This window comes from Streptomyces sp. NRRL S-340, assembly GCF_000720185.1.
In the GTDB taxonomy this organism is placed as follows: Bacteria; Actinomycetota; Actinomycetes; order Streptomycetales; family Streptomycetaceae; genus Streptomyces.
Window position 1 is genome coordinate 282,860 of record NZ_JOIY01000010.1, and the last position, 18,606, is coordinate 301,465.

The 18,606-nt window shown below is 69.9% G+C and carries 16 protein-coding genes; all 16 read right to left on the reverse strand.

From position 1 onward, the window contains the following. Window positions 1–28 precede the first annotated feature (28 nt). Window positions 29–1,465: a GTPase ObgE gene (gene obgE / locus IG64_RS10750; RefSeq protein WP_037854439.1), complete on the reverse strand. Its 1,437-nt coding sequence runs from the start codon at window positions 1,463–1,465 to the stop codon at window positions 29–31. A 104-nt stretch (window positions 1,466–1,569) separates the two neighbouring features. Then, window positions 1,570–1,824: a 50S ribosomal protein L27 gene (gene rpmA, locus IG64_RS10755; protein ID WP_037854440.1), complete on the reverse strand. Its 255-nt coding sequence runs from the start codon at window positions 1,822–1,824 to the stop codon at window positions 1,570–1,572. 14 nt (window positions 1,825–1,838) lie between these two features. Further along, entirely contained in the window at window positions 1,839–2,159 is a 321-nt protein-coding gene (rplU, locus tag IG64_RS10760) for a 50S ribosomal protein L21 (protein WP_004931419.1), read from the reverse strand. Window positions 2,160–2,663: 504 nt separating this feature from the next. Continuing rightward, window positions 2,664–7,070 (reverse strand): Rne/Rng family ribonuclease, encoded by a 4,407-nt coding sequence (locus tag IG64_RS10765; RefSeq protein ID WP_037854443.1) that lies wholly within the window; start codon window positions 7,068–7,070, stop codon window positions 2,664–2,666. A 278-nt stretch (window positions 7,071–7,348) separates the two neighbouring features. Continuing rightward, window positions 7,349–8,134: a TIGR03936 family radical SAM-associated protein gene (locus IG64_RS10770; protein WP_037854444.1), complete on the reverse strand. Its 786-nt coding sequence runs from the start codon at window positions 8,132–8,134 to the stop codon at window positions 7,349–7,351. A 685-nt stretch (window positions 8,135–8,819) separates the two neighbouring features. After that, window positions 8,820–9,326, reverse strand: a complete 507-nt coding sequence (locus IG64_RS10775; RefSeq protein WP_420709906.1) for a hypothetical protein — start codon at window positions 9,324–9,326, stop codon at window positions 8,820–8,822. Window positions 9,327–9,415: 89 nt separating this feature from the next. Further along, window positions 9,416–11,263 carry an alpha/beta hydrolase gene (locus tag IG64_RS10780; protein WP_037854446.1) on the reverse strand — a complete coding sequence of 616 codons (1,848 nt, stop codon included), beginning with the start codon at window positions 11,261–11,263 and terminating at the stop codon, window positions 9,416–9,418. Window positions 11,264–11,266: 3 nt separating this feature from the next. Then, window positions 11,267–11,713 (reverse strand): hypothetical protein, encoded by a 447-nt coding sequence (locus IG64_RS10785; RefSeq protein WP_037854448.1) that lies wholly within the window; start codon window positions 11,711–11,713, stop codon window positions 11,267–11,269. Window positions 11,714–11,914: 201 nt separating this feature from the next. Then, a complete protein-coding gene (mycP, locus tag IG64_RS10790; protein ID WP_051812617.1) occupies window positions 11,915–13,174 on the reverse strand; it encodes a type VII secretion-associated serine protease mycosin in 1,260 nt (419 codons plus the stop codon). Between the two features lie 28 nt (window positions 13,175–13,202). Further along, window positions 13,203–14,843: a hypothetical protein gene (locus IG64_RS41115; RefSeq protein WP_158771526.1), complete on the reverse strand. Its 1,641-nt coding sequence runs from the start codon at window positions 14,841–14,843 to the stop codon at window positions 13,203–13,205. Then, window positions 14,843–15,367 carry a hypothetical protein gene (locus IG64_RS10805; RefSeq protein ID WP_051812619.1) on the reverse strand — a complete coding sequence of 175 codons (525 nt, stop codon included), beginning with the start codon at window positions 15,365–15,367 and terminating at the stop codon, window positions 14,843–14,845. The genes IG64_RS41115 and IG64_RS10805 overlap by 1 nt, the downstream gene beginning before the upstream one ends. 438 nt (window positions 15,368–15,805) lie before the next feature. Further along, on the reverse strand, window positions 15,806–15,970 hold the full coding sequence (locus tag IG64_RS41120) for a hypothetical protein (RefSeq protein WP_158771528.1): 165 nt from the start codon (window positions 15,968–15,970) through the stop codon (window positions 15,806–15,808). A 93-nt stretch (window positions 15,971–16,063) separates the two neighbouring features. Next, on the reverse strand, window positions 16,064–16,549 hold the full coding sequence (locus tag IG64_RS37530; RefSeq protein WP_051812621.1) for a hypothetical protein: 486 nt from the start codon (window positions 16,547–16,549) through the stop codon (window positions 16,064–16,066). 88 nt (window positions 16,550–16,637) lie between these two features. Beyond that, window positions 16,638–17,162 (reverse strand): alpha/beta hydrolase, encoded by a 525-nt coding sequence (locus tag IG64_RS10815; RefSeq protein ID WP_078883923.1) that lies wholly within the window; start codon window positions 17,160–17,162, stop codon window positions 16,638–16,640. Between the two features lie 89 nt (window positions 17,163–17,251). Then, a complete protein-coding gene (locus IG64_RS10820; RefSeq protein ID WP_037854453.1) occupies window positions 17,252–17,668 on the reverse strand; it encodes a hypothetical protein in 417 nt (138 codons plus the stop codon). Beyond that, window positions 17,668–18,189, reverse strand: coding sequence for a hypothetical protein (locus IG64_RS10825; protein WP_158771530.1), 522 nt, complete (start codon window positions 18,187–18,189; stop codon window positions 17,668–17,670). Before IG64_RS10825 ends, IG64_RS10820 begins: the two co-directional genes overlap by 1 nt. Window positions 18,190–18,606: the final 417 nt, after the last annotated feature.

Consider the following 18,606-nt stretch of genomic DNA (forward strand, 5'->3'; position numbering starts at 1 on the left):
GCTCCCGGACCCAGCGGGGACATGCAGGTCAGAACGGCTCGAAGTCGTCGTACTCGCGCTCGGAGTCGTCGCGCTCGGCCTGCCGGTCGCGGCGGCGCTGCGCGGCCGGGCGGGGTGCCTCGAAACGGTGGTCCTCGCCACGGCGGCCGAGCATCTCCGCGCCCGCCATCACCGAGGGCTCCCAGTCGAAGACGACCGCGTTGTCCTCGGGGCCGATCGCCACGCCGTCACCGTTGCGGGCGCCCGCCTTGAGCAACTGCTCCTCGACGCCGAGGCGGTTGAGCCGGTCGGCCAGGTAGCCCACGGCCTCGTCGTTGTTGAAGTCGGTCTGGCGCACCCAGCGTTCGGGCTTCTCGCCGCGCACGCGGAACAGGCCCTCGTCCTCGCGGGTGACCGTGAACCCGGCCTCGTCGACGGCCTTCGGCCGGATGACGATCCGCGTCGCCTCCTCCTTGGGCCGCGCCACACGCGCCCTGGCGACCAGCTCGGCCAGCGCGTACGACAGCTCCTTCAGGCCCATGTGCGCCACCGCCGACACCTCGAAGACGCGGTAGCCGCGCGCCTCCAGGTCCGGCCGGACCATGTCGGCGAGATCCTTGCCGTCGGGCACGTCGATCTTGTTCAGGACGACGATGCGCGGCCGGTCGCCCAGGCCGCCGTACTGCCGCAGCTCCTCCTCGATGATGTCGAGGTCGGAGACCGGGTCGCGGTCCGACTCCAGGGTCGCGGTGTCCAGCACGTGCACCAGCACGCTGCACCGCTCCACGTGCCGCAGGAACTCCAGGCCGAGGCCCTTGCCCTGGCTGGCGCCGGGGATCAGACCGGGCACGTCGGCGACGGTGTAGACGGTGGATCCGGCCGTCACCACGCCGAGGTTGGGCACCAGGGTCGTGAACGGGTAGTCCGCGATCTTCGGCTTGGCCGCGCTGAGCACCGAGATCAGCGACGACTTGCCGGCGCTCGGGTAGCCGACCAGCGCCACGTCGGCGACGGTCTTCAGCTCCAGGACGATGTCCTGGAGGTCCCCCGGCTCGCCGAGCAGCGCGAACCCGGGCGCCTTGCGGCGGGCGCTCGCCAGCGCCGCGTTGCCGAGGCCGCCCCGGCCGCCTTGCGCTGCGACGTACGAGGTGCCGTGACCGACCAGGTCGGCCAGTACGTTGCCCGCCTTGTCGAGGACGACCGTGCCGTCCGGCACCGGCAGGACCAGGTCCTCGCCGTCCTTGCCGGAACGGTTGCCGCCCTCGCCGGGCTTGCCGTTGGTGGCCTTGCGGTGCGGGGAGTGGTGGTACTCGAGCAGCGTGGTCACGGACTGGTCGACGGTGAGGATCACGTCGCCGCCGCGGCCTCCGTTGCCGCCGTCGGGGCCGCCCAGCGGCTTGAACTTCTCACGGTGCACGGAGGCACAGCCGTGGCCCCCGTTACCCGCGGCGACGTGCAGCTCGACGCGGTCCACGAAGGTGGTCATGGTTCGTGCCTCCAGAACTTACGGGAATGTCTCTTACGTAACACGCGAAAGGCGGACCCGCCTTCCCGACCGGGAAGTGAGGTCCGCCTCGCGAAAGTCTCCGGTCAGGCGACCGGAACGATGTTCACGACCTTGCGGCCACGGTGGGTACCGAACTCCACCGCACCGGGCTGCAGCGCGAACAGCGTGTCGTCGCCGCCGCGGCCGACGCCCGCACCGGGGTGGAAGTGGGTGCCGCGCTGGCGGACGATGATCTCACCGGCGTTCACGACCTGACCGCCGAAGCGCTTCACGCCGAGCCGCTGGGCATTCGAGTCGCGACCGTTCCGGGTGGACGATGCGCCCTTCTTGTGTGCCATGTCTCCTCAGTCCCTTACTTCGCAGCCGCGGGGATCTCAGTGACCTTGATCGCCGTGTACTGCTGGCGGTGGCCCTGACGACGGCGGTAGCCGGTCTTGTTCTTGTAGCGCAGAATGTCGATCTTCTGCCCCTTGTGGTGGTCCACGACCTCAGCCTGGACCTTGATGCCGGCCAGCACCCACGGGTCGCTGGTCACAGCGTCGCCGTCGACAACGAGCAGGGTCGAGAGCTCGACCGTGTCGCCAACCTTGGCAGTGGAAATCTTGTCAACCTCAACGATGTCGCCGACAGCAACCTTGTGCTGGCGACCACCGCTGCGCACGATGGCGTACACGCGGATCTCACTCTCTCGCTCGGGAAACGGCACCCCCGCAGGCCAGCCGCCCGCACTGCGGACGACCTCTCCCGGCCAGCCCAGTGCCCGGGAGGAAGAGGTTTACGGGGATGTGACGTGCTCAGTCGGCACGCCGACGGTCAAGATTACGGTCCCACCCCCGAAGGGGTCAAACCGGGCCCGGCCCCACGGATGCGCGACTGTCCACGGCCGAGGGACCGGGCCGCACGGCCGCGGCCGTCCCACCCGGCATGGGGTCCCCCTCGTCCGGGTCCGGTCGCAGGGACGGGCCGGCCGTGGGAGCCGAACCGCGTGCGTCCGGGAAGCGGAACCAGCCCCGCGGGCCGCGTACCGCCGCCCCCGGGCCGGGGGTGGCGGCAGGAGACGCTTCCCCGCCCCGGGGTCACGCGCGACCCCGGTGGTCGCGGTGCGGCTCCCGTGCGCGGGTCCGAGCGGCCCGCGGTCCGGGCAGGTCCGTGGACCGGCCCGGACCGCGGGTGCGGCTCAGCTCTCGTCGGCCGCCGTGGAGGCCGGCGCGGACGCCGTCTTCTTCGCGGCCGTCTTCTTCGCGGCGGTGGCCGTCTTGGCGGTCTTCGCCGCCTTCTTGGCCGTCGCCTTCTTCGCGGCGGTCTTCTTGGCCGCCGTCTTCTTGGTCGCGGCCTTCTTCGCCGTGGCCTTCTTGGCGACCTTGCGGGCCGTCTTCTTGGCCGGAGCGGCCTCCTCGGCAACGTCCTCCGCCTCGGGGGCGGCGGCCTCCTCGGCAGGCGTGTCCGTACCGGCCTGGCCCGACGGGACGACCACGACGGCCGCCTCCTCGGACGCGGTCGGCGCGGTGGCCTTGCGCACGGCGCGACGGCGCGGACGGGCCGGAGCCGCCGCCTCGGCCGGCACCTCGGCCGGAGCCTCGGGCTCCGCCTGCTCCGCCTGCTCCACCGGCTCGGCCACCGGCGTCCCGGCCGAGGCCTGCTGCGCCTCGGGCGCGGTCTCCGGGACCGTCACCACGGCCGCCTCGGCGCCCTGCGGGGAACCGGCCGGTGCCGACGCCCTGCGGGTCGCGCGGCGGCGGGTACGGCCCTTCGGCGCGGCCTCGTCGGCGACCGAGGCCTCGGCCGCCGGTGCGGCCGGGACCACCGGGTCCTCGGCGGCCACGGGCTCGGCCTGCGCCTGCTCGGCGGGCTCCGGCCGCACCGGACGCACGGCCTCCTGCGCGGCGGTCACGTCCTGCGCCGTCGCGGCGGCGGGCGCGGCCGGGGCCGCCCCGTCGGCCGAGGCCTTCGGTGCGCCCGCCGGAGCGGACGCCCGCCGGCTCGCCCGGCGCCTGCCACGGCCCCGGGAGGCCGCGGCCTCCGCCTCGGCGACGGAGCTGTACAGCTCCTCGTCCGGAGACATCTCGAACGCGGGCAGTGCGACCGGCTCGGAGACCGCGGGGGCCTCCACGGCCTCGGCGACGGCCTCGGACTCGGCCTCCGCCTCCTCCTCGGCGGTCGGCACGGCGACCTGGGCCGCCACGGCCTCGTGCTCGTGCTCGTGCGGCTGCTCGGCACCGGCACGGGCGCGCTTGCGGCGCTTGCCGCCGCCCGCGCCGCCCGCCGACGGCTGCTCCAGGTGGACGATGACACCGCGCCCGTTGCAGTGGACGCAGGTCTCGGAGAAGGACTCCAGCAGACCCTGGCCGACCCGCTTGCGGGTCATCTGCACCAGGCCCAGCGAGGTCACCTCGGCCACCTGGTGCTTCGTGCGGTCCCGGCCCAGGCACTCCAGCAGGCGGCGCAGCACCAGGTCGCGGTTGGACTCCAGGACCATGTCGATGAAGTCGATCACGATGATGCCGCCGAGGTCGCGCAGCCTGAGCTGGCGCACGATCTCCTCGGCCGCCTCCAGGTTGTTCCTGGTGACCGTCTCCTCCAGGTTGCCGCCCTGGCCGGTGAACTTGCCGGTGTTGACGTCGATGACGACCATCGCCTCGGTCCGGTCGATCACCAGGGAGCCGCCGCTGGGCAGCCAGACCTTGCGGTCCAGCGCCTTGGCGAGCTGCTCGTCGATCCGGTACGTGGCGAAGACGTCCACCTCGCTCGTCCAGCGCGACAGGCGCGGGGCGAGGTCGGGCGCGACGTGCGAGACGTAGCCGTGGACGGTCTCCCAGGCCTCGTCACCGCTGACGACGACCTTGGTGAAGTCCTCGTTGAAGATGTCGCGCACGACGCGGACGGTCATGTCCGGCTCGCCGTACAGCAGCGTCGGCGCGCTGCCGCCGCCGTTCCTGGCCTTCTTCTGGATCTCCTCCCACTGCGCCTGCAGCCGCTCGACGTCGCGGCGCAGCTCGTCCTCGCTGGCGCCCTCGGCGGCGGTGCGCACGATGACGCCCGCGTCCTCGGGGACGATCTTCTTGAGGATGGTCTTCAGCCGGGCCCGCTCGGTGTCGGGCAGCTTGCGGCTGATGCCGGTCATCGAGCCCTCGGGGACGTACACGAGGTAGCGGCCCGGCAGGGAGACCTGGCTGGTCAGACGGGCGCCCTTGTGTCCGATCGGGTCCTTGGTGACCTGCACCAGCACGGACTGCCCGGACTTCAGCGCGGACTCGATGCGGCGCGGGCCGCCCGACATGCCGAGCGCCTCGAAGTTGACCTCGCCCGCGTACAGCACGGCGTTGCGGCCCTTGCCGATGTCGATGAAGGCGGCCTCCATCGACGGCAGGACGTTCTGCACCTTGCCGAGGTAGACGTTGCCGACGTACGAGGTCGACTGCTCCTTGTTGACGTAGTGCTCGACGAGCACGCCGTCCTCCAGGACGCCGATCTGCGTACGGTCGCCGTTCTGCCGCACGACCATCACGCGCTCGACGGCCTCGCGGCGGGCCAGGAACTCGGCCTCGGTGATGATCGGGACGCGGCGGCGGCCCTGCTCACGGCCTTCCCTGCGGCGCTGCTTCTTCGCCTCCAGGCGGGTCGAGCCCTTGATGGACTGCACCTCGTCCGTGCCGTCACCGGGCCGCTCGTCCTTCTTGCCGCGCGGCTCGCGGACCTTGACGACGGTGCGCTCGGGGTCGTCGGCGGACGACTCGGCCTCCGGGCCGCCGTCCCCGGCCCGACGGCGCCTGCGGCGGCGGCGACGGCTGCTGCTGTTGCCGCCGGAACCCGCGGTCCCCGCGTGCTCCTCGTCCTCGTCGCCCTCGTCGCCCTCCTCGGCGTCCTCCTCGACCTGCTCTGCGGTGTCCTCGGCGTCCTGCGCGGCCTGCGCGGCGGCGAGGTCCCCGCTCTCCTCCGGCTCCTCGTCACCACCGGCCTCCGCGGACTCGCCACGGCGGCGGCGGCGGCCGCCCCGGCGACGGCGGCGGCGGGAACCGGACTCCTCGCCGTCGTCGCCGTCAGCGGCGTCCTCGGCCGGCTCCTCGGCCTCCTCCGCCTCGTCCTCGGCGGCGGTGACGGCCTGCGGGGTCCGCACTGCCTGGGGCTCGGGCTCCTCGTCGTCCCCGGCGCCCCGGCGACGGCGGCGGCGCCGCGATCCGGCCTGCTCGGCCGGCTCGGGCTGCGCGGCCTTCTCCGCCGGCGGCGCCTCGGCCACCGCGGACTCGTCGGGCTCCTCGTCGGGGACGGCCTCCGCGGCGGCCTCGGCGGCGGCCCGCTGCGGGGTCTGGAACTTCGGCTCGGCGAAGACGGGCTGCTGGAAGACGGCGACGGCGGGGCGGGCGGGCTTGCGCGGCGCCTCCTCCGCGTCCCCGGCGGCGGCCTGCGCGGCGGGCTCGGCGAACCCGGTCGCGGCACGCCGCACGACCCGGCGACGGCCACGGCGCGGCGCGGCCTCCTCCGCGGGCTCGGGCTCGGCGGCGGGAGCCTGTGCGGGCTCGGCGGCGGGGGCCTCGGCGACCGGCTCGCTCACCTCGGCGGCGGGCGCCGACACACGGCGGGTGGCGCGGCGGCGGGTCCGCTGCGGGGCGGCGTCCTCCTCGGCGGGGACGGCGACGGGCGCGGGCTCGGCCGCCGGCTCTTCGGTCACGGGCGTCTCGGCGGCGGGCGTCTCGGCGGCGGCTGTCGCCGCACGGCGAGTGGCGCGGCGGCGGGTGCGCTGCGGAACGGCGTCCTCCTCGGCGGCGGCCTCGGCGGCCGGGGCCTGGGCCTGCGCCTCGGACACGGTCTCGTCCGTACCGCCCTCGGGCGTACCGGCCGGGGCCGACACACGGCGAGTGGCGCGGCGGCGGGTCCGCTGCGGGGCGGCCTCCTCGACGGCCTCGACGGGCGCCGCACCCGCGGCGTCGGCCGCGGGCTCCGCGGCAGCGGCAGGGGCCTCGGACGCGGCGGCCTGCGGCGCACCGGCGGCGGACGCGCGGCGCCGGGTGCGCCGGGCGGGTGCGGGCGTCTCGGCGACCGCCTCCGCGGCGGCGGGGGCGGTCTCCTCGGCGGCCTGCACGGCCTCCGTGGTCTCCGCTGCCTCCGGGGCACCGGCGGGCGCGGATGCGCCGCGCGTGGCACGGCGGCGGGTACGGCGCGGGGCGGCGGCCTCGCCGCTCTCCACGGTCCCGGCGGACGTCTCGTCGACGGCCGGGGCAATGGCCTCGGCCGACGCCTCGGCGGCCACCGGTACGACCGTCTCGGCCTCCGCGGCTGCCCGGGCGGCCTTGGGCGCCCCGGTGGGCGCGGAGGCCCGGCGGCGGGTACGGCGCGCGGGCGCGGCCGGCGCCTCGGGCTCCGCGTCCACGACGCCGGTCCCTGCGGCGGCATCCTCCGCCTGCTCCGCGAGCGCGGCGGCCTCGGCCGGCGCCGCGGCGGAGGCGGTGATCTCGGCCGGGGCCTCGGAGCCGGCGGCCGGCGGGCCCGCCGGGCGGGATGCGGCACGGCGCCGACGACGCGGCGGCAGGGTGTCGCTGGGGGTGTTCAGTTCTTCGGAACCCTGGGTGGGTTCGGTCGGTTCGAGCATGCGGGCGAATCTCCCGTCAGGCTCCCGGGCGCCGCGCCTGGTCCGGTGTCCGATCGCATCGATCGGACACCGTTGACGTCCGCGGCCTCGCGGTTGCGCGATGGCCGCCGTCCGGGGCGCGGGCGCCGCACGGGAGCTCTCTGTGTCCTGTCTCGCCGGTTCCGTACGCTCTTGTCGCGTACGGCCTGGCGAAAGTCTTCTGGTCGGTGCGCTGCCCGACCCAGGTGGCTCCCGAGTACGAGGGCGGCGCTTCGACGTCCGTCCCTACGGAACCTTCCCTAAGCGGGCGCCTTCGCGGCGGCAGCGTCGGCGGCCCCTGATGAAGCGGCCGGGGCGGCCGGGTCTGCCTCGCGGTCGGGCGCGAGCGGGTCGGTCACCGTGCCGGTCTCTTCATCGAGCAGCCCCTGCGCCAGCCTGGTCACCGCTGCGGGGACCGGCGGCGCCAGGTCGGCCACGGCGCGGAGACCGGACAGGACGTCGTCGGGTCGTACGGCAGGCGTCACGTGCCGAACAACCAGCCGCAGTATCGCACAGGGCTGGTCGGTCGGCCTATCAGCCGCCGAACCGTGCGTTTCGACGCTCTCCAGACTCACGACCGCGGGACGGGCGTCGAAGGTGCGCGTGCCGTTCTTGGTCATGCGCTGTACCTCGACGCTCCCGGCGCCGTTGAAGGCGGCGACCGCACGGTCCGCCTCGGCCGGGTCGACGCCGTCCAGCCGCAGCTCCCACACGGAAGCCGTCAGCCGGTCGGCGAGCCCCGGCGTGCGGGCCTCGACCGCCTCGACGATGTCCAGCCCGGCGGGCATCGACTCGTCGAGGAGGCCGCGCAGCCGCTCCGGGTCGCGGGACGCGGTGAGCGCGATCTCCAGGTACTCCGCCTCACTGCCCGTGCCGGTGGGTGCGGCATTGGCGTAGGACACCTTGGGGTGCGGGGTGAACCCCGCCGAGTACGCCATCGGCACCTCGGCGCGGCGCAGCGCACGCTCGAAGGCGCGCTGGAAGTCACGGTGGCTGGTGAACCGGAGGCGGCCGCGCTTGGTGTAGCGCAGTCGGATGCGCTGCACCGCGGGTGCGGGCGGCGGGCCTTCGGGCTGTCGCTTGCCCAGTGTCGTTCAGTCCTTCGTGAGAGTGGTCCTTACTTATCAAGAGTACGTGCACCGAACCCTTGAGGTTCCCCTCGGGCGGGGGGCAGCGCGAAGCGGCGGGTCGCGAGGTCAGGAGGTCAGGAACAGGCGTCCGCGCCCCCGCAGCGGGTGGTGGCCGGAGAGCCGAGGGGTGGAGCAGTCGACCACGTCAGCGGCTGTCCGTGTGCTGACCGTAGTTGTAGAGGCTCGCGACACCCGCGTGGAACGGATCACCGACGTCATCCGCAACCCGGCGAAGTACCACCCGACGAGGACTCACCACGCGCCGCCGCCGGCGGTTCACGTGACTGCCTGGCAGTGACGAAGAAGTTCAGCGGGCCTCCCCGACCGCGCGAGTGGTCGGCCTGCGGCCGAGGTCGTCGGCGCGTCCTGCGGTAAGAAGGGACACGGCGAGGCCAGCCGCGGCCACGCCTGTCAAGGCCTTCGTCCGATCTTAAGATCCGGCGACCTGTGAGGAGCAGCGCTACCTCTCAGCAGAGATGTCCGTACCCTTCGGCGCCCGATAGCAGCGTGAATTTACATCCACGGTGATGATCTGCTTCAGGTTACTCATCACCTCGCGCAAATCGTAAACCTCGGCGCCGGTCACGGCCCCTCGGGAATCTCAGCTCGCGCTGGGAGAACTCGCAGCAATCGGCTTGTCCGATGACCAGAAGTCGGAGCGGACGTTGGGCCGAGGGATCGGATATTTGTAATCAGGGCCGTTCGGTGAGGTGGTCGGTTCGGCGACGTCTGAATGTTTTACGCAGGGAGAATCGGCGGAGAAGGTGAACTGTCCGTCCCCTCCCACGCTCACGGAGATCCCGAAGCCGTCCTTCGTCTCGGCGAAGATCGCTGGAAACTTGCGACTCTTGTTGACCGACTTGATCGTGTATCCGCGCTGCTCCCACGAACGCTGCACCACGCCGAGGAGATTTCCACGGCGCTCCTCGGAGACGATCGTCATGACCACCCGGCGCCGTGTCACATCGCAGGTTCCCGTTGTGGTCGCGCCGTGCGTCCAGTGAACCTCGGGCTTGATGGCGTCCAGTGTCGCGTCGAGCATACCGTCCTGCTGCTCGGCCGCCTCCTGCATGGTGATCTTCGCAGAGGTGTTCTGGTGTTCTTTCACGGTTCCCCCCGAAGAGTCTCCGCTTGCGCCACACGCCGAGGCTACGAAGCAGGTGGCGATAGCGATCAAATGAATGATACGTACTTTTTTCACCGTGGTTGCTCCCGGCTAATTTCCCCCGAATTTCCGGACACGACCAATGCGATATTACGCTCCGACTCGGATGGTCGTCGAGACCCGCCGTCGTCATTGACGTTAAAGTAGTCGGAGTGGGCCGGGGTGACACCTTGGCCCGCGATGATCGGAGCAGGCCCGTCGTCAACCGCAAAGCGGTTTGCTCCGAACTCGTGGCTCGCAGGATCCGTCCCGAACCACAACTGATCGCCTGACGGATCAGCAAGGTAGGAGGGGATGGGCCCTCCCAGCAGGGCGACGGCCTCTGCCTTTGAGGGCAGTTTGGTCACGAGATCATTGTCTGCCGCACCGACGAACACGTGATTCTTGCCGACGTTCAGGTCCTGTGCGTGATCCGCACCTGTGCCGGGGCTGCCCACGAGGACGATGTCGTCGACACCCGGGATGCCGCCGTGGCGTTGAGCGGCCTGACCGACGGTGAATGACCCGTAAGAGTGGCCAACTGCTGTGATGTGTGGGTCTGCGTGGTCGTTTGTGGCGGAGATTCCGGCCATGAACTGATTATAGTTGGTGGCTCCGGATTCGGCCTTATCTGCCCCCATGACGTCGAAATTGCTAACATTCTGCGGCAAGTTGCTATCAAATCCTGCCTGCGGGGCATCGTAGCCGAGCCATGCGATCGAGGCGCTTGATGCATCAAACGACTGGGCGTCAATGGCGATATCGCTGGCCCGTTTGAGGTCGCCTCCAGCGAAGCCTGCGTCCAACGATGTGTTGAGACCGGGGACGTAGGTGGAGACGTTCTTGGCGGTGTCCGGATTCCCGTAGGCCACGATCGCCCGACCGTTGCCTTCTGTGCCGATCCCCAACAGGTACATGGGAGGCATTTTTGGATCGTGCTCCAGGAGCTTGCGCTGAATCTCTTTCATGCCCTCCAGTTGCGACCGGGACTTCGCGTCATCCCGTCCTTCCAGCTGGGCGATCAACAGCTGGATGTTCTCGCGGTTAGCCTCATCGCGGGCCAGGGCGGGGACGCCGTCCAGGCTTCCCACCACCTCGGGAAACGCAGCAACGTACTCCTCGCGCTGCTCTTTGCTGAGGTGATCCCACCACTCCTTGCGCTCAGCGGGCGACTTGTCGAAGGGGATCTCCTTACCCAAGTACTTCTCCGCTGCGCCGCTGACTGCGTCGACGTCCGACCCCACATTCGCCCACGTCTTGATGTCGACTGTGAGACCAGGTGCCGCCTTGAGCTTGTCGAGCGCCGAGCTGTACCGCTCGTCGATGTCACAGGCTTCCCGCAGAGCTGTGGCTATGCGGTCAGCGATGTCTTGAGCCTTGGCACGCTGCGGATTTGGGCTCTTCAGAACGGGCGCATCCGGTCCGAGAGCAGGGTCGTACATACCATTCCCGTCCCGGTACAGGCCGGGGTTTCCCACGCCGATGAGCCCGTTGTCGCCCATAACCGAACCGCCGGGGACCGCGCCGTCGGCCGGATATTCGATGCTGCCGTTGTCGTTGACGGTGTACCCGAGATTGGCGGCGTCATCGAGGGCGTCGCGCAACCGCCTTTGCGGGGAGCCGAGTTCGGCGGCCAGGCCGTCGAGTGTGCCCCGGATGAGGCCGGTCTCGGTGTGGATGTAGCGGTAGTTCTCGCTGAGGCGCTTCAGTCGCTTGACGGCCGAGCGTGCGGACTCGCTGTCCTGGGTCTTGGTGAGCTTGCCGGTCATGTCACCCTCAACGCTTTCGCGGGCGTGGTCGGCGAAGTTGGAGGTCCCGGCCCAGCCGTCGGCGGCGTCGGTTAGCTCCGACAGCTTGAGGTCGCGAAGCTGCTGCCAGGTCATTCCGGAGCTGGTGCCCATCGTCTACTCGCCCCTCCGAATGCCCGGCACCCTGACCGCCTCCGCTTTGTGGCTCACTTCGGCGTCGACTTCGCCGAGATCTACTGCTACCTGTCGCAGTTTGGGTTCAAGCGAGCTGCACTCGTCACGTACCCGGCCGAGACGGTCGTGCCATGACTTGTGCACGGCCTTGAGCGAGCCGAGGCTGGCCAAACCCGCGAGCCCGCCACCGATGCCTTCGTGGGTGCTTGTCAGGTCATCGCGTGCCGTGCTCGTACGGGTCTGCAGGTCCTCCGAGGTGCCAGCCGCCGTCGTCCATGGGCCGCCCTTGTGCTTGAGCGTGCCGTTGCCGCCGGCCCCGTCGGACTGCTTCGCGTGGCCGCCCGCCCTGGTAAGGCCGTTGAGGTTCATATGGGCGGAGTTCCGCTCGGCGGCGTGCGCCTTGAGCTGCTCCCACTCGTCCCATGCCACCGGCGATCGTCCTCCCCATATCCCGAGCTATGCTCAGGAGAGCCGCGTTCAACGTCGCTCGTGCGCTGTGCGGTTGCCGCGTCAGACTTTACGGGTCAGGTGCGCTGCGTGACGTCTGCCGGATCACTCAAACCGGCGCTGAGTATCCGTACCTACCTCCTGCACCGTGCGTGGAACGCGCCCACCTGCTTCTGTCACGGCCTAAAACGATCGCCGACCGTCGGCGGGACCTTGGCCGTACTGGCTGATCGGGTCCCCCGCAGTGCCGGGCCGACGTCGACGCCGCGCGCCGACCACGGCCGCGGTTCCACCGAGCAACACGACCACGCCTGTACCGATGGCCACGCCGAGCGTGGTGGTCCCGCTGCCCTCCTTAGCCGCCGCGGCGCCGCCGCGACCATGCCCGGCAGCCGATGCCGACAGGGAAGGAGGCGCACTCGCCTTGGCCGGGAAGTCGGGCAACGGATACGTGTTGGCAGGGCCCGGATCTCCCGGGTTGGTCAGAGCGAGGCGGGGGCGAACAATGCCGTAGCCGATCGCGTCCGTACGCTTCGAGCCGTCCACCGGGGCGCCGATGGTGTTCAGCATGACCCGCAAGACCTGGTTGTTCGTCCAGGTCGGGTGAGCGGACCAGATCAGAGCGGCACTCGCCGACGCCAACGCCGTGGCATCACTGGTGCCGTGTGACGTGCACAGACCGGTTCTGCCTCCGCAGGCCTCGACCATGTCCTCGCCCGGGGCGGCCATGTCGACCTGCGGCCCGAACTCGGACTCGGCCGTCTTCTTGAGGTTCTTCCCGATGGCCGCAACACCGACAGCGCCCGGAGTCGCCGCCGGGTACATCACCGGGTTGCCCTTGTCTCCGTCGTTGCCGACACCGGCGAAGACCAAGGCTCCCTTGTCCAGTGCATGCTTCACCGCACTGGTCAGCTCCGTTCCGCCGACGGTGGACGCCTGGGAGATGTTGATGACCTTCGCACCGTGGTCGCTGGCGTACCGGATTCCCGTGGCCATCGCCGTGGCGAACTCCTTGTCCGCCACGGCCGGATCGAGCTTCTCGACACGTGGCAGGCGGACGGGGAGGATCCTGGTCCCGGGTGCGAGGCCGAACGCCCCGTGCCCGCCGGCACGTGCTCCGGTAGCAGCGATGAAGCCGGCCATGCTGGTGCCGTGGCCTTCATAGTCGGTGTGCTCGTCACCACGTTCGGTGCTGGCCATGTCCTTGCCCGGCAGGATCCGGCCCGCCAGGTCGGGATGGTCCGCGTTCACCCCGGTGTCGAGGACCGCGACGGTGATGCCCTTGCCGGTGCTGGTCTTCCACATCTGCTCGGCCTTCATCGCGTCCAGGAACCACTGCTGGCCGCGCACCGAATCGGCATGGGCGGGCAGGACTGCCGCGCCCACGAGCAGCATTCCTGCAGCGGTGGTGAGTGCCCCGCGGCGGGCGGTGAAGCTCGGCATGTGAAGCGGTCCGTTCCCTGCGAGACGGTCAGTCGACAGTGGGAGGCACGATACGGCGCCTGTCGGGCAGCCAGGTCTCCTCGTCCTCGGCGACGAATTCGGGACGCTGATCGCGGCGGTCCTTGTTGCGGCGCTTCTTGCCGTCACGCTGCGGAGTGCGGAGGCCGCCCGCGATCCCGTCACGCGATGCCGCCGTGCCCGGGACGGCACGCTCACCGGAGGCTGTACGGGCCGTGCGCTGGGCGGGAGGAGCGCCCATGACACCCCGCTCGGGAGCGGCAGTGCTGCCCGCAGGCGTCTGTCCCCGGGGCGCTGCTGTCCCTGCGAAGCCTTCGTTGCCCACGACGCCTCTTCCGGTGCCAGGACGGGGCACAGATCCGGGACGTCCCCCTGGCATCGAGCCGGTCATGCTGCGGCCTCCCGCTCGCCCGCCGGGCATGCTGCGCCCCATGGTGACCTGTCCCTCGGGTTCGCCACCGACAACGATGCCCCGGTACGGCATCGCCCTGCCCGTGGGCGGCTGCGAGGGACGGCCGCCCACGATCCCCCGAGCACTGCCCGGAGTGCGTCCGTACTGCGCCGATGCGGTCGCGTGACCGGCACCGGGAGCGGTACGTCCGTCCTCAAAGCCGGGCATGCCCGTCCGGGGGCGGGCGGTTCCCTGATCCGGTGTGGGCGGACGGGTGGCACCGATGGTGCGGCCTTGTCCAGGGGCCTGCGACGGACGGGAAGGCAGCTTCGCCCCCGAGATCGTACCGGTGCGTCCCGTCGCCGGGCCGGTCATCGGCGGCACCGGCACGCTTGGCGTGCTCGGGCCGGACGTGGCCGGACTGTGCGTGGGCAGCGGCGTAACACTTGTCGCGGTCGGCGTGTGCGTGGTGGGGAGAATCGCTGTCGAATCGATCCCGGTGTGCGGAACACTGGCGGGATCCGCGTGCAGAGTGCCGCCTGCAGACACCCCACCGGCATGACCCGTCACTGTGCCCTGCGGCGCATGGCCCGGCGTCCCCTCGGACGCAATGCCGGCATGGCCTGTGACTCCTGCGCTGGACACCGCGCCAGACGGAGCCGACCCAGTAGCGGTCCCCGGGAAGGCCGTGTCCTTGCCAGATCCGACGCTCTTGGAGCCCTTCGGTACGATCGCGGCCGGTGGCGGCGGGATCGTCGGCTTCTTCAGTGCCGTGATCTGTTCCGCTGACAGCTGGTACGCCTGCCCCAGCTTCGTCATCTCGTCCGCGGTCTGCTGGCGCACCTGCTCCTTCTGCGCGGTCGCCTTCGCCAGGATGCCCGCCGAATCAGGGTCGTGTGGCGCCGCCTTCGCCGCATCGATGTTCGCCTGGGCCCCACCGTCGTCACGGGGTACCGACGCCTTCGCACGGGCGATCGCGTCCGCGGCGTGTGACAGGTACATGCCCGAATCGTTGGCGTAGTCCACGACCCGCAGCGTGGCGTTGGCGAAGTCTCCACTCCACGTGCGGAAGGAGTCGGCGCCCTGTCCCTTCCACTCCACATACTGCGGACGGGTCTTGAGTTCACCGGCGATCTTCTCGATCTCCTTGGCAGCCGCGAGGAACTTTTCCGCCCCAGCCTGCAGGTCATTGGCGTTCGCCTCATCGAGCCACGCCAGCATCTCCTCATGGGACATGTCCGCGAACGGATCGGCGCCCATCAGATGCCACCCGCAGTCTCGGCGTCCGGCGCCTCGGCCGAGGACTTCCGACCGCCCGGCCCGCCACTGTGCTCGCCCGCCTGGTGGGGCAGATCGGGCGTGTACTCGGCGCCGAAGTTCTTCTTCGCCTCCGCGTGGATGGCGTTGAGCCGGTCACGGACATCCGCATCCACGTTCTCGTATCCCTGGTGCGAAGCGAGCACCGCGAGCCCCATGCCCTCGATCGAGTCCGAGACCAGCTTGGACAGCTCCTCCAGCGACTCGACCATCGTGGCGTGCGCGGTGTACAGCCTGTCAGCCGGATGCCACACCCCTGCCCCGCCGCCGTAGCTGGCGCGGGTCGGCTGGTCCATGCCCACGTGATGCGCGCTGGCCGGCGACTGCTTGAGGTCTTGGACGAGCTGGTCGATGCGCTTTTGGAACCTCGTGAACGACGTCAGCTCCGTCATCAGGTCCTGGGCGGCACCTGCGGCGTCCTTCACCGCGTCGAAAGCCCCCGACGCCCATGAGCTGTTGTCCCCCATGGGCACATGACCTCCTCAGACACATCCCGTGGCCTGCAAGCCAACTACCGTGACTGTATTGGCGTCCTGACCAAAGCGCCTGAGTACCGGTACTCAGGCGCCTCACCAGGCAGGAATTGGCGCGAAGCCAACCCGTGGCGGCCGACCAAGCCCGGTGGCCCGCCCCGCGCCGCCCGCGCATGCCCCACAAGGGCAGGCCGATCCTCCACGACCTGAAGCGCGGAGGAACATGCCCAGAGGCATCAGGGCGCGGCTATCCGCACCGCTACGGAGACATCGCCGATCACGCGGTCAGCACCACGAGCTTCCTCACGAGCCACGGCGGTGCACCCCCTGTCCCACGTCACCTTGTAGCCAAAAGAGGCGTCTTCAACGTCCGAGAGGCGTCCTGAGCCCTCACCCGAACGCCTCTCGTCACCTAGACTGCATCGCCGCTGCTCAAGCCGGCTTCTTCACACTCAGCGGCAGCAGCTTCCGCCCCGTAGGGCCGATCTGGATGGACGTGTCCATCGCCGGGCACACCCCGCAGTCGAAGCACGGCGTCCAGCGGCAGTCCTCGACCTCCGTCTCGTCGAGGGCGTCCAGCCCGGGCCCCTGGCGCATCCTGTGGCAGGAAAGATACGGCGAGACCGGCCGCGGCGACGTCCGTCAGCACTGCTGCCCGGTCTTTAGAATGACGGGGTACGAGGAGCCGCGTCACCTCTCGTCAGAGATGTTCGTGCCCGCCGGCGCCCGATAGCAACGTGAATTCACATCCACAGTGATGATCTGCTTCAGGTTTCCCGAGCGTTTCTTCGCCCACTCGATCGCGACAGCGTGATGCGTCTTCTCGTTGACTGCGATGATTTCCGGGTTGCGGGCCATCGACTTCGTCTCGCCGTCCTTGGTGATTCTCCAGCCGTGCGCGGGAAGTTCTTTGCGAAGGTTGTCCATGGCCTGCTGGAAGGTTCCCGATTTCAGGTCGTAGACGGACCACGGGTGATGAATCGAGTAGTATTTCTCCATGTCGGGGTCGACGGCGTCGCAATTATTCACTGCGGCGCTGGGCTCCGTAACTTTTCCCTTTACACCCATCCAGTCCAGGAGTCCGCCGGAGACGTCGTTGACCTCGTCCTTCGAGGCCTGAATCGCCTGCTCCTGCGGCTTGTAACCGAGCTTTTCTTCGTCACTCTTGGAATCCACAGATGCACACCCTGTCAATACGAGGGAGGCGGCCGCAAGGGCGGACAATTTCGCCAGCGACCCGCTCCTCCACGCCACATTCACCCAGTTAATCCTCAACAGTTACACCTTCATAGTCGCCCACGATGACACGAGCCTGATTCTTCAACGCTTCTGACGGGTTTCCGTTCTTGGCGACATCCCAGTACGCTCCATGTCCCCCGCCGTCCGTCTTCATGACAGTCGACCCGAAACTGTCATCGGTGGGAATCGTGAAGTCACCTCCGAGCCCGACGAGCCTACCGCCGCCGGTAACGAAATCATCGTCGCCGGTTCCTTGCATTGCCCACATGTGGTGCGGATCGATACCGAGGTCACCGGAACGGGCCGCCTGCATGCCGGGGCTCCCTGCCACGACCACGTCGTCGGCGGCGAGCGGGCCGTCCAGGAACGATCCCGCTTTAGCTGCGTCCCCGATCACTGTCGAGCCGTAGCTGTGCCCGATCAGTGTCGTGTGCCCAAGATTATTGGGGCCCGACTCGGTCTGGTGGGCGACGCGGGTTCCGTCCATGAATTCCCGCAGAGTCGGCCCGGCCTTTTCCGCGTACGAGTCATGGATGGCTTGCGGGATGATGTCGCCCTTGTGTCCGGGATATGCCGAGCGTGGGGCTGGTCGTAAGCCTGTCCGAGCTTGGTCATCTCGTCGGCTGCCTGCTGACGCAACTACTCCTTGTGCGCGGTCGCCTTCGCAAGGATCTTCGCCGTGTCCGGGTCTTTGGGAACGGCCTTCGCGGCGTCGATGCCGGCCTGCGCGTCACCGTCTTCGCGCGGGATCGACGCCTTGGTACGAGCGATGGCATCGGCAGCGTGAGAGAGGAAGGTGCCGGAGCCGTAGCTGTAGTCAGCGATCCGCAAGGTGGCGTTGGCCAGATCCCCGCCCCAGGCGCGGAAGGCATCGGCGCCCAGGCCCTTCCACTCCACGTACTGTGGGCGGATCTTGAGCTCGGTGGCGATCTTCTCGATCTCCTCGGCCGCCGCGAGCAGCCTGTCCGCACCGGCCTGGACGATGGCCGGATCGGCTCTGTCGAGCCACGCCAGCATCTCCGCGTGCGACATGTCGGCGAACGGATCGTCACCCATCAGATCCCTCCGGCGGTCTCGCCGCCCGCCGTGTCCGGCGTCGGCGTGCTGGTCCGGTCGCCGTGCTGGTCTCCCGTCCGCTGCTTGGCCAGGCCGGGCACGTACTTGCCGCCGAAGTTCTTCTCGGCCTCCGCCGTGATGGCGTGCAGCCGGTCGCGGACGTCGGCGTCCACGTTCTCGTAACCCCTGTGTGAGGCGAGGACCGCGACGCTCATGCCCTCGATCGAATCCGAGAGCATCTCGGACAGCTTCTCCAGCTCGCTGATCACCTTGGTGTGCGCGGTGCCGAGCGTGTCGGCCGAACCCCACGTGCCGTCGCCTCCGCCGAAGTGCACACGGCCAGGCTGGTCCTTCCCCACCTGGTGGGCACCGGCCGGCGACTGCTTGAGGTCATGGATGAGGGCGTCGATGCGCTTCTGGAACGCGGTGAACGACGTCGGCTCCGTCATCACGCCCGCAGCGGCACCCGCCGCCATGTCGAAGACGCCCGACATCCATGAACTGCCGCCCCCCGTGGACACGTACCCTCCAAACACGCTCCGTAGCGCACCGGCCGACTCCAGTGACAATAGTGGCGTCCTGCTACAGAGCACTTGAGTACGCGTACTCAAACCTCTCCCCCGTGCGACAACTGGCACGAAGCCGTCCCCCAGCGGCCGAGGATGCCCGGTGGGGCTCGGCGGCCGCCCCCTGCACCTGGAGAGCGGGGCGTCTGCGGTGCGGTAGACGTCCCGGCAGTCGTTCTCGTCGCACCCGCCGTTCTCAGCACCGGTCAGCCAGGTCAGCTCGTCATCGCCGTGGTGCAGCCCGGCCGCAGCGCGCTCGAGAAACGCCCGGAGTTCCGGGTTCCTCGGTGGCCTCCGTCGACAGCCGTCGAGCGAACCGAGCACCGCGGCCGTCTCGTCCTCTGCGGACGTCCCGCCCCAACCTCAGCGGTG